The 12,015-nt window shown below is 48.3% G+C and carries 13 protein-coding genes; 3 read left to right on the top strand and 10 right to left on the bottom strand.

What is annotated here, in order from left to right; genetic code table 11:
- Positions 1–318 precede the first annotated feature (318 nt).
- Positions 319–492 (top strand): hypothetical protein, encoded by a 174-nt coding sequence (locus BUF15_RS27465; protein ID WP_200802413.1) that lies wholly within the window; start codon positions 319–321, stop codon positions 490–492.
- A 109-nt stretch (positions 493–601) separates the two neighbouring features.
- Here the strand turns inward: BUF15_RS27465 and BUF15_RS18365 are convergent, their stop codons facing one another.
- The 9 genes from BUF15_RS18365 to BUF15_RS18325 form a co-directional block, all read right to left on the bottom strand.
- Positions 602–1,033, bottom strand: coding sequence for a hypothetical protein (locus BUF15_RS18365; RefSeq protein ID WP_073615172.1), 432 nt, complete (start codon positions 1,031–1,033; stop codon positions 602–604).
- Positions 1,034–1,091: 58 nt separating this feature from the next.
- Positions 1,092–2,282, bottom strand: coding sequence for an ATP-binding protein (locus tag BUF15_RS18360; protein ID WP_073615171.1), 1,191 nt, complete (start codon positions 2,280–2,282; stop codon positions 1,092–1,094).
- Between the two features lie 67 nt (positions 2,283–2,349).
- Entirely contained in the window at positions 2,350–3,048 is a 699-nt protein-coding gene (locus tag BUF15_RS18355) for a type 1 glutamine amidotransferase (protein ID WP_073615170.1), read from the bottom strand.
- A gap of 39 nt (positions 3,049–3,087) precedes the next feature.
- Positions 3,088–3,741, bottom strand: a complete 654-nt coding sequence (locus BUF15_RS18350) for a flavodoxin family protein (RefSeq protein ID WP_073615169.1) — start codon at positions 3,739–3,741, stop codon at positions 3,088–3,090.
- A 144-nt stretch (positions 3,742–3,885) separates the two neighbouring features.
- A complete protein-coding gene (locus BUF15_RS18345) occupies positions 3,886–4,275 on the bottom strand; it encodes a hypothetical protein (RefSeq protein WP_073615168.1) in 390 nt (129 codons plus the stop codon).
- A gap of 623 nt (positions 4,276–4,898) precedes the next feature.
- On the bottom strand, positions 4,899–5,204 hold the full coding sequence (locus BUF15_RS18335) for a putative quinol monooxygenase (protein WP_073615166.1): 306 nt from the start codon (positions 5,202–5,204) through the stop codon (positions 4,899–4,901).
- A 108-nt stretch (positions 5,205–5,312) separates the two neighbouring features.
- The gene (locus tag BUF15_RS18330) at positions 5,313–5,654 is read right to left on the bottom strand and encodes a zinc ribbon domain-containing protein YjdM (protein ID WP_073615165.1); all 342 of its coding nucleotides are present in this window, start codon (positions 5,652–5,654) and stop codon (positions 5,313–5,315) included.
- 133 nt (positions 5,655–5,787) lie between these two features.
- Positions 5,788–6,183 carry a hypothetical protein gene (locus BUF15_RS26855; RefSeq protein ID WP_143170772.1) on the bottom strand — a complete coding sequence of 132 codons (396 nt, stop codon included), beginning with the start codon at positions 6,181–6,183 and terminating at the stop codon, positions 5,788–5,790.
- Between the two features lie 258 nt (positions 6,184–6,441).
- A complete protein-coding gene (locus tag BUF15_RS18325; RefSeq protein ID WP_073615164.1) occupies positions 6,442–6,864 on the bottom strand; it encodes a pyridoxamine 5'-phosphate oxidase family protein in 423 nt (140 codons plus the stop codon).
- Positions 6,865–7,280: 416 nt separating this feature from the next.
- Between BUF15_RS18325 and BUF15_RS18320 the strand changes: the two genes are divergently transcribed.
- Together BUF15_RS18320 and BUF15_RS18315 are read left to right on the top strand one after the other, a co-directional pair.
- On the top strand, positions 7,281–8,345 hold the full coding sequence (locus BUF15_RS18320) for a beta-ketoacyl-ACP synthase 3 (RefSeq protein ID WP_073615163.1): 1,065 nt from the start codon (positions 7,281–7,283) through the stop codon (positions 8,343–8,345).
- A gap of 114 nt (positions 8,346–8,459) precedes the next feature.
- Positions 8,460–9,080 carry a LysE family translocator gene (locus tag BUF15_RS18315; RefSeq protein ID WP_073615162.1) on the top strand — a complete coding sequence of 207 codons (621 nt, stop codon included), beginning with the start codon at positions 8,460–8,462 and terminating at the stop codon, positions 9,078–9,080.
- 71 nt (positions 9,081–9,151) lie between these two features.
- Here BUF15_RS18315 and BUF15_RS18310 read toward each other — a convergent pair whose 3' ends face one another.
- Entirely contained in the window at positions 9,152–11,659 is a 2,508-nt protein-coding gene (locus BUF15_RS18310) for a glycogen/starch/alpha-glucan phosphorylase (RefSeq protein WP_084554176.1), read from the bottom strand.
- Between the last annotated feature and the right edge of the window lie 356 nt (positions 11,660–12,015).

Below are 12,015 nucleotides of genomic sequence, written 5' to 3'. Positions count from 1 at the left end.
GAAGTCGGAGAAGCCACACTCCGACTTCCTGCACCTGCATTTACACCTATCCTGTCGGCGGAATGACCAGGGCCGGAACTCGTAGCTCCACACTACGATTACGCCTGTCCACCCAACCACAGCTCCGGCCCCAGCCGTCAGACAGGATAAACCTCACCAACACATCTCCCTCACCACACCTGGGTACGTTCTCGCCCTTGATCTCATACTCATCTTATGGGTATACTGCGCCTGACCTGTTCATGATTGACGCACTCAGCAATATATGGGCTTTCTCGCAGCAACCAATTGCCTCACCACTCACACAACCTGGAACGCATGACAACACCACCAGCAGACAACAACAAACCGCGGTACACATGCAACGAGTACAGAGAAGAAATGATCCTCGCCGGACTACAGCGTTCATTACAGCGACCGGGTCTTTCAGTAGAAGAGAAAGAACGAATAAAGCAAGAGATACAAAGCCTTGAAAAGGCTATGGGACTGTAGAAGGGAGCCCTCCTCCTCTGCAAACAATAACGGCCGCATCACCACCTTTTTGTGGTAATGCAGCCGCTTCACTGCTTCGTGCCTGCTCAGTTTGCTCCCCGCGACGAAGTCACATTTCCATCACCTCTTCAGGTCCGTATTCAACCACCTCGCCATCATGGGTCAATCCTGCCCAGCCGCCGCGTGCGTCAAGTGCTTTTACCAGACATTCGATCTGCGAGCCATCCACCAGATTAATCACACATTCACCCAATTGATCAAGGGTGTAGACCTGTCGGAAATCTTTCTCCTGAGCAAGATCTTTGAATTTTTTTGTGCCTTCCTCAAGTCGCAACACCTGCGCATGCACCTCGGGATCGACCTCAGCGATAGAACCTTTCAACTCAGCCACCCGCTCCTTCATTCTGATAATCTCACCGATGACCCGCTCCATCTCTTTTTCCTGATCTTTCGGGATGGACATCAAAATATTTTTGTGCAGCTCGATATCCCTTTCAACGAAATGAATCTTCTGCAATATTTGTTCGACCTTCTTACTCATTATCTACGCCTTTTCTCTCATATTGATTACTGATCAACTTGTGGAAACCTTGAAGAATTCACTGGACAGGCTCTACCTGCTTATCAACATCTTCGGAATTTACGACAGTTGCGGGATGCATAAACCGAAAGGTTGTCCCCTCACCGCTTCGTGAGGTAAAGGAGACCTTGCCACCAAGAATTTTTTCTCCGAAGAGTTTCATGGAGTAGGTACCAATCCCCCGCCCGGCCTGACCCTTGGTGCTAAAACTGCGTTGAAATATTCGGAGCGCGACCTCCTGTGGGATAACCGCATCATTCCACACGCAGAAAACAGGCGCCTCCTGCTCTTCCACCCACACCTTGACCGTCCCGCCTTCCGGTGTTGCCTCAAGCGCATTGACGATCATGTTCAGCAGTACCCTAAAGAGCGAGGAACCGTCTGTTTTTATACGGAGATGCTGATAGCTGTCGGGAAACTGCAGAAACCGTCCCTTCCCAGCCTTATGGCTTGCGAAGAAGACACGTAACTCCTGCAGGATCTGGCCGGCATCGCAATCGTGCCAGATGGGCGTATAAAAGCTTGCTTCTTCTTCAAAAAGACATTTCTGCATAGCCACTTCATTAGAAAGCCGGAGAGACGCATCGAAAATCGCCGAGGACAGGGTGGAAGGATTTTCATCAACAAGCAACTCACTAGCTTGCACCATCATGCTCAACATATTATTGATATCATGAAAGAATGTCCGTTCCAGAGCGGCCCGTTGTTCCTGAAGTGTTATATCCTGAAGAAAGAGCAGTACATACATTTTGCCATTCAGCCGGATAGGATTTGCCCGCACCTGGAGAGCCAGTTGCACCTCTTTGCCATTTTTAAAGGCGGTAAGAGCACATTTCCGTTCCACGGCAGCTGCAGTTTCAAGACATGTAACTATAGCTATGGCTGCTCCGCATGTCGAACAGTACCGACTCGTACCGCAACCACCGGGTTCCTCGTTGGCATGGATACAGTCAACAGCCTCACCCGGACGCAACCCAAGCACCTTCGCGCCATCCTGGATACCCAGCATTTCCAAAAATGAGGTGTTCAGCGAAACTATCTGCCGATCTTCGTTCAACACCGCAATCAAGCCACCGATACTGGTAAGCAACCCAGATATCACTGGGTTGTTACTGACAATATCGATATCGATCTGCAATTCGCCGCTGCCTGCACGTTTGGCAGAGGCAAAATAACTTCCCACCGCCTGGTCAGTCTTGAGATTTGCCATGGCCTTACACCCCAAAATACATTTTTTACCGGTCCTGGACCGCTAAACATTCAAACCGACGGACCTCTCAAACAGCTGCAGTTTGCCCTAAATAGGAGAGAATGTCACCCATCAAACGATGAATAACCAGGAAGCACCCGGATTCCGCAGCCAGAATTCTCTGTTCGCTCTGAACGTATCGGGCTTCAACCAATTCGTTCCGACAATGCTCCACCAGCGCCATGGCCGACTCCGGGGTTGTCTCCAGGTGAAACTGCAGGCCGATAACCGAGGGCCCATACTGAAAGGCTTGATGGGCACAGCCCTCACTACGTGCTATCTGAACAGCCCCGGCTGGTAGATCGAAAGTCTCACCATGCCAATGGAACGCCTCGACTGACGACGGAAACGGAAAAACATTTGTATTTTGAGTGCTCACGCCATACACCGGAAACCAACCGATCTCCTTTTCTGCATTGGGGTAAACCCGTGCCCCAAGCACATTGGCAATCAGCTGTGCGCCTAAACAGATCCCCAGCACAGGCTTACCACTCGCAATAACCTCGCCAACAAATCGCTTTTCCGCCACCAGCCACGGGAACTCTTCCTCGTCGTTAACACTCATCGGTCCACCCAGGACCACCAGCAGATCAATCCCTCCCGGCAGCGGCAGATTATCACCGGCAAACAACTTTGTGCAGCTTACCTCCCAGCCGGCAGAATTACACCACGACGCAATACTGCCAAGCCCCTCAAAGGCAACATGCTGCAGATAATGCACCCGCATCGCTCCCCCCTTTACCCCTGCGCCCCTGACCTGAACACTTCACTTTTTGTCCAGTTTAGCAGCTATTGCTTTCCCAAGCTCCACTGCCGCCTGCATCGCCGCAGGTTGCTCCTCAAAACACTGCACGCCAACCGACTCGACAGTGGAACCCGATCCATAGAGCATGGTGATACCGGTCATCTTGCACTCATCACCATGACCACATTTTATACAGGGAACATTACCTTCAACTCGCACCGCGCCAAGAAACTCCATCCCCTCTTCCATCATGTAGAAGCGGATGGCGTTGCTGCCAAAATCAAACGCCGGCGGCAACATATCTGCTCCGTGGGGAACGGCACAGGTAATGATTGCGCCACCAGGTTTTCCGGCCATGAAACCGTGGGTATGGCGAAGCGGATACAGACGCTCGATAAAGGCTTTCGTTCTCGCATCAAGCGACGAGTAGGGGGTAAACCCGCCTATGATGAGCGCATCCGCCTCTTTGGCCTTTTCCGCCAGCATGATACCATCGTCTTGTATTACGCAGGTGTTGGTTTCCACACAGCCCAGACATGCCTGGCATGGGGCAACCGTATAGTCCTTGAGCTTAACGAACTCTGTCTCAAGTCCCGTGGCATCAAGCGCATGACGTAATGCTTTATCAGTGCTACTGTTTTTTATGGGCGAACCTGACACTCCCAATACTTTCATGAAAATTCTCCTGCAACCCAAACAGATATAATATCGGACTTCTACCAAACCACCGCCCCTGGAAATGCAGAACATCCCCAGGCGACAACAGACTACCACATCGCAGGGATTTGGTAATGCGACAACTACTGCGTCCGTGGCAAATCATTCATAGTATTGCTTGTTTGACAGACGGTAGACAAGACCCACCACCAGACCAATGATCACCACCACCGCAGCAGCAAGCGAATACTTAAAAATCGGCTCAATATCTTTAAACTGTTGGAAAATGTTGAGACTGAAAATGGAGAGGAGCGCAACGAGAAAGATGATGGCAAGATGATACGCGAAATGTGTCCGGCCGAACCTCTTGCGTGTAAAATCTCGGAAGTAGAAAATATTTTCCAGCCAGATCACGTTCTGGATCTTTTCCTTGAGTTCTTCGTCAATATTTCTCCTGAGATACCAGACCATAAATGCCAGGCAGCAAAAGAATGCAAAAACACAATACGTTGCCACATCCAAGAACAACAGCTCTGTCTGACTGGTTTCCATAGGCGATTTCCCCGAAAAAGAAGATGGAAGTGGCACGACTTTGATGCAGTGCCTGTTTCAGTTGGCAGGGCGGGACAGTGTCACGAAAAGAATTGATCTTCTCGAGCAATTCACATCTGGTTCAACACACATCTCTCCCAATTGAGTTTGATGGTAAGTTTTTCATCCTCATAGACGAGCTTACATATGTGCTTCGAGTTGCAACAGAGAACCCGATCCGGCCCTACCTTCTTACCATTGACCTCAACACATTGGCAATCGACAGCAACCTCAGCCTCAATTGCTGGACAGAATCTGGTTGATCTCGTTATTCTCAGCATAGCAACTCCGGCAGACTGGCCCCCTGGAATCGTGACAGCATCTTCGACGATAGATCGTTATTTCGCAGCGAATTCATGACATCGAACAGCTTATCAAGTAACGTACAACACGTATACACCATAAATCGTATTCTATTGCGTTCCCAACCCAAAACACTCGATCAGGGTGAGATCAAACATACGAACATGGTATACCGTTAAGAACCAAAAGCCAACGAAATTGGTAGGGTTGGCACTGCTGCCCTAATACCAAGGAGAACCACCACATCTGGTTTCTCGGTGCGGACAGGCGGTTTTCCTGTACTAGGCTGCAGTCAGTACCTTAAGATTGACGTTTTCGACAATATCACGTGTTTTTTCGTGGTAGCTGACCATATGCGCCACTTTCATATGAGCCTGAAGGTCTTCAAGACTATCCCACTTTTCTATTACTGTCACAACATTGCCATCCAGTTTCTGCGCTGCAAAACCAGACCCCATATCGATGGTAGGTACATATTCCCTGCACCCTTTCTCCTGAAGAACGAGTGGAACATTGGCTTTGAAGATTTCAAGGAAGTCGGCCATTCGACCTTCACGAACGTGAATTGCAGCAATAACGTGTATCATATCGAACTCATGAGCAATAGTTATAGTCGCTTTGACGACCAGTAAATCATATGGAGATAAAGCCTAACGCTTCGAAAAAATTCAGGACAATTTTCGCTTGATACGGTGTTACACTTTTTTCACAAACTCAGATTTGAGCTTCATTGCACCTATACCATCAATTTTACAGTCTATATTATGATCTCCGTCTACCAGTCGGATGTTTTTCACCTTGGTCCCTACTTTTACCACGAGTGATGAACCCTTCACTTTCAGGTTTTTCATCACTGTAATAGTATCACCATCCTGGAGCATATTCCCGTTTGCATCGGTTATGACCTTCGCCTCGCTCTCATCCGTATCGGTTATTTCTTTTGACCATTCATGCCCACACTCGGGGCAAACATACATGGTGCCATCATCATATGTGTACTCGGAACTACATTTTATACAATTTGGGAGATCACTCATTTGAAATTCCTTATCCTTGGATACTACGTCAGTTTAACAATCGAGTCCCAGCGAAGCCTTTGAGATATTTGATTATGTTATATTCAATATATTGTCATTCGGTCGTATAACTATGCCGGCTATTTGGATAATTTCATTCCCCAAACCATTCATCCTCATATTCCATACATCGTGTATACATCTCCCGTGACCATGTTTTACATGGGTCATATGCTTCTGGGCTGACAGAATCTCTGAAATACATGCATTCTTTATGAGTCCATATCAAAACAAGATCTGTACACAAGCTCTCTCTACTCGCTTCACTTGTTCCATTGTATCTCTCTATCCATTTTTTTGAAAATGCACATCCTGACAACGCATGTTTTTCTAAAACATCTTTCTTTTCAGTTTCAATTGTTCTAATCCACTGCAGCGCGGCGGTGTAGCAACTATCATTCACATCGGATGAATATGCAAAAGTTGCGGATTGAGAAAAACTTACCAGAAAAAGAATTACAACCTCCTCTATTCGTCCCGTTCCAATCAAATATTATCACCTCTGGTTTACCGGACAATTACCTGCTGAATTGGCAGGCTCGCCAAACAACTTATCAAAGACTTTTATACTGTTCGACCTACCTTGTACTTTTTCATCGCGGGACTGAACATATTATGGGATATCAGCAAATCCCCGCACAGTAGTCCCTTACTAACTTGCGATCAATACAAAAGCGGCGAAAACCACCAGTGTTTTCGCCGCTTGTATAAAACATCATCCGTTTTGCTATCTACTGCACACCAGAACCTATCGTGTCCAGACTTCAGGCTCATACGATCCCGGGGTGCAGTATTCAATCCGGTATGGCTTGATCACAATGACACGGTAGCGCGGATCATCCGGTCCTTCAAAGATCGGGGACAGCATATCATTCCAGAAACTGTGACGCTCGTCTTTATCAGCTGTTACTGTTGCCACACCCTGAATCTGCAAATAGGGCTGCATTTCCATGAAGCTGTTAACACCGCACGTGAGATGCACGTCCGAGCGCCCTTCAATATGTTTTACTTTGCGCGACTCTGCAAAGGTCGCGCAGCGAATGATCAGATCACCGTCTCCAACCGTCACGACATAACGAACCCAGGGATTACCCATTTCCGTGACTGTGGCAAGAGCTGCAAGCTGTGGCTTATGCAGGATGGACAGAATACGTTCTTTTAGATCTGACATGTCGTTACTCCTTATATCGTTGGTTAGAAATCGTTCATCAGTACTGGCTAATGATGGAGAATGTAATACCACCTCACCACTTTGCCAGATTTTTCGCTCGTAATGTGGTTAAGGTTGGATCGTTGCCACCATGGCCCACTGGAGCCGTGTTCGTTTCGTGACAGCATCTCTTCTTCCATCCAATGGCCCTTTGTCTTTTCTGACCTGCAACGAAGAGAATCGAGCTTTTGGCAATTCTATCATTAAAGCATAGACATCATATCCTTGGCACATTATCATGACAAACTTTAGGTTGCCATGAAGCTTCTGATTCGTCGGAACAATTCACTGTCACTACTTAACACTTCACCTGCACCTCTTCACGGGATCATTCATTCCTTGCTGCAGGTTGAACTCAAGATATTCAAGGACACACAATGATATATGCTGCTATAACCGGTTGGGGAAAGTGTTTGCCTCCCGCTATATTGTCAAATGACGATCTGGCAACCTTTCTTGATACAACTGATGAATGGATCACCAGCCGAACCGGCATGAAAGAACGGCGGATTTCGCACGTGGATGTTTCAGAACTCGCGTATGTCGCTGCCGCCAGAGCGTTAGCGGCAGCAGGCAAAAAAGCGACCGACATTGATCTTATAGTATTTGGTTCGACCACTTTTGATGAACTATGCCCAAATGCGGCTTCAAACGTACAACGATTACTGGGTGCGAGCAACGCCGCATGCATGGATGTCAATACTGCCTGTACCAGCGGAATGTATAGTCTGTCTGTTGCCACCGCTATGATAAAGAGTGGTGTTGTCAATTCAGCGATCGTTATTGGCGCGGAAGTTGTTTCAAAAGTGATGGAATGGAGCAACCGGGATGTCGCGGTCCTATTTGGCGATGGCGCAGCAGCATTATATCTGGAGAAAAGTGAAACCGAGCAGGGCGTTTTGGCTGAATCGCTTGGATGCTACGGTGAGTCACGCGAAATCCTCTCTGTGCAGGGTTGGGGGATGAAATATGCTGATAAAAAAAGGATATTAGGAGATACATCCTGGGCATTTGCAGGCCAGGAAATATTCAAAAAGGCCATCGCCGGCATGTCGCAGGCTTGTGAAAAGACTTTGGCAAAGTCCGGCTTACAGACCGAGGACATTGACCTTGTCGTTCCCCATCAAGCCAATTTACGTATTATCGATACGCTTGCTAAAAAGATGAGGCTGCCAAAGAATAAAGTATTCATCAATATCGAGCGTTACGGAAACATGTCAGCGGCGACAGCTTTGATAGCATTGGTGGAAGCGGTCCAGGAAGGACATGTTGCGGCCAACAGCTCTATACTTATGCCCGCATTTGGTGGAGGGTTAACCTGGAGTGCTCATTTGATCAAATGGGGTGAACGGACCCAGGTTATTTCTGAATCTGAAATAGCCTTACCGGATACAACACAAACCGGTCTGGAACTCGTTGATGAATTGCGTCGAAAACCTTGAGGTGAACCAGATTCGGATTCCACCCAAACGACATAGACAACGCGTTACCCCATTACCATCGGCGTATCTGTGAGCATGACCGCGGTACAATCAACATTCGTATTGGTGTGAAAGATGGAAATCTGGATACCTTTTGTACTGGCTACCACCGTTATCCTGGTCATACCTGGCCCGACAATCATCCTGGTCATAAGCCAGTCCGTAACCCATGGCAGACGGTCGGTTGTGCCTCTGGTGAGCGGCGTTCTTTTGGGTGATTTCACCGCGATGACCCTTTCCCTGCTCGGCCTTGGCACCATTCTGTCGGCCTCGGCAAGTCTCTTTGCCATCTTTAAATGGATCGGAGCCATCTACCTGTTGTATCTCGGTGTAAAACTATGGCGAGCGAATCCAGAAGAAATTTCTGCCACCAAGCCATCCAGGATGGCATCAAGCAGATCGCTCTTCTGGAGTTCATTTATCGTCACCGCTCTCAATCCCAAAAGCATTGCTTTTTTCGTCGCATTTCTCCCGCAGTTCATACGGCCAACAGAACCATTACCTCAGCAGTTACTCCTCCTTGGGGGCACCTTTCTTATTCTGGCCACAGTCAATGCAGCACTCTATGCAATCTTTGCAGGCCAACTGAGCGAGCACATCCAAAAAACACGGGTGCGTAGATGGTTCAATCGTGTTGGTGGCAGCGCACTTATTGGGGCTGGGATCGTGACGGCGTCCATGCAGCAAAGCACCTGAAGCGTATAACTCTACGCTTCAGGTGCTTTGCTTTGTTACCACTCTGTACTTCCATGCAAGTCGTACGATATCTACTGTTCTTCCTCGACTAGAATGCCCCAGATTTCTTCTGAATACTCCTTAATAGTCCGATCGGTGGAGAATTTTCCCATGCGGGCAACGTTCAGGATCGCCATCTTCGTCCAGTTGTCCTGATCGAGGAAAGCCTCATTGACCTTGTTCTGACAGTTAAGATATGACTCAAGGTCAAGCATGAGCAGATAGGGATCGTACTGGTCCAACAGGCTATCGGCCAGGGGCTGGAACAAGGCCTTATCGCCCCGGGCAAAAGAACCGTTCCTGAGACTCTCTATTATATTATAGACATCCCTGTTCTGTTCACATATCTGCATCGGCGAACGGCTTGGATTCAGTTTCTCATATTCTGCCTCCTCAGCTGTCATCCCGAAAAGGAAGAAATTTTCTTCACCAACCTCTTCACGAATCTCGATATTCGCGCCATCCAGGGTGCCGATGGTAAGTGCTCCATTTAAGGAAAACTTCATATTACCTGTACCCGATGCCTCGGTGCCGGCAGTGGAAATCTGCTCTGAGAGATCGGCAGCAGGCATGATAATCTCGGCCTGCGAAACATTGTAATTCGGTAGAAACACCACCTTCAGTCGATTGGCGATCCGCGGGTCGTTGTTCACCACCTCGGCAATGGAGGTGATGAGCTTGATAATAAGCTTGGCCCGCCAATAGCTTGGCGCCGCTTTACCGGCGAAGATGGCGGTTCGAGGCGGGACATTTGTGCCAGGGTTACGCAGAATATGGTGATACAGATAAATAAGATGCAGGGCATTCAGCAGCTGTCGCTTATACTCATGGATGCGCTTTACCTGAACATCAAACATCGAATCCGGATCGACAGTGACCTGCGTCTCCTTGAAAATGTAGTCCGCCAGACGAACCTTGTTCGCCCGTTTAATATCGCTCCATCGTTTACGGAAGGTTTTCTTACCGGCATGTGCTTCAAGATTTCGCAACTCATCAAGATTGGTGATCCAGGCAAAGCCGAGGTTTTTGCTGATCAGGTCCGCCAACTCCGGATTGGCCTGCAACAGCCAGCGCCGCGGGGTAATACCGTTGGTTTTCGAATTGAACTTACCTGGATAAAATTTATCGAAGTCATGAAAAAGCCTGGTCTGCAACAGCTTGGTATGCAAAGCCGCCACCCCATTTACCGAATGACTGCCGACAATGGCCAGATGGGCCATCCGCACCTTTTTACCGCCATCTTCCTCGATGATTGAAAGCTTGCGCAATTTATTGCCGTCGTTAGGATACTTCTGGGCGACAGTCTCCAGAAATCGATGATTGATTTCATAGATAATCTGCAGATGACGTGGCAACACCTTGCCCAGCAGTTCCACGGTCCACCTCTCCAGCGCTTCCGGCATCAACGTATGGTTGGTGTAGGCAAAGGTCCTGACGGTGATATCCCAGGCCTTTTCCCAACCGATTCCCTCCTCATCCAGCAAAAGCCGCATCAACTCCGGAATGGCGATAGCCGGATGAGTGTCGTTTAACTGGACCGCAACATGGTCGGGAAAAGCGTCAAATGTTTCATTTTTTTTCTTATAGCGGCGCATGATGTCCTGAAACGTCGCCGCCACAAAGAAATACTGTTGCTTGAGGCGCAATTCCTGGCCGGCGAGATTGTGGTCCGGCGGATAAAGGACCTTCGAGATAGTCTCTGAACTCACCTTCGACTCAACCGCAGCGATATAATTTCCCTGCCCGAAATAGCTGAGATCAAGTTCACGCGAAGCCCGTGCCGTCCATAATCGCATATTGATGACATGGTCATTCCGATAACCGGGAATCAACATATCGCAGGGCATGGCCATGACATCTTTCGTATTGACCCATTGGGCTCGATAGTTCCCCTTGTCGTCCTGATAGGTGGTGACATGACCGTAGAACTTTACAGGAAAGACCGGCACTCGTCGGTCAAAGGCCCATGCTGTACCATAGCGTAACCAGTTATCAGGAGTCTCCACCTGATTGCCATCGACTAACTGCTGATAGAACAAACCGTATTCATAGCGGATCCCGTACCCGTAGGCCGGAATTTTCAGGGTGGCGATAGAGTCCATAAAGCAGGCAGCCAGCCTGCCAAGACCACCATTACCAAGGCCTGCATCCTCTTCTTCGTCGCAGATCTCACTCAAATCATACCCGAGGTCGGCCACCGCCTTCTTCACCTCGTCCATAATACCCAGATTGATAACGCTATTCAGCAATGACCGACCGATAAGAAACTCCAGCGAGAGATAGTAGACCCTTTTTTTCTTTTTGGCATAGAAGGTCTTCTGGGTGGCGATCCATTTTTCAACCATCAGATCACGCATGGTGTAAGACAGTGCCTTGGATATATCCACCGCCCCGGATCGCTCAGGATCACGTCCCTGAAAGCTCATCAAGTGGTGAATGATATTTTCCCTGATCGTTTCGGCATTGGTCTTAAAATGTAAAGAAGAGCTCGGCCCATCGTCGCGTACGGCACTGGAAACCACTTTATTCTGCACTTTCATCTGCATCCTCCTTCGGAATTCTCCTGTTGCCAACATGCGGATGTTCATTCGTCCGGCTACGACCCGAGGCCGTACCGAACAGAACTCTACGTAGTATTTTCTTTAAGAATCTTCAAAGCTCTATGAGCGAACCTGGCTACCACCAGGTTGCCGGCACAAAATCTTCCTCCATATCTTGAAAATGGAGGGGAAATATAATGCTCATGAAATGGGTTATGACGAATTGGTTTACCTTTGACCTGCCTACACTCTGCCACTTTTCGTCAGGCATTGTCCAGCCCCTCTTCACCAATTTTACAATTTCTTGCCCATTATATCACTTTGTGGTATGTACCAAATCCCATTTCTGTCATATT

Source organism: Desulfopila aestuarii DSM 18488, assembly GCF_900143695.1.
Taxonomy (GTDB): Bacteria; Desulfobacterota; Desulfobulbia; order Desulfobulbales; family Desulfocapsaceae; genus Desulfopila; species Desulfopila aestuarii.
The sequence above is the reverse complement of the archived record's forward strand: the minus strand, read 5'-3'. Positions and strand labels throughout refer to the sequence as shown.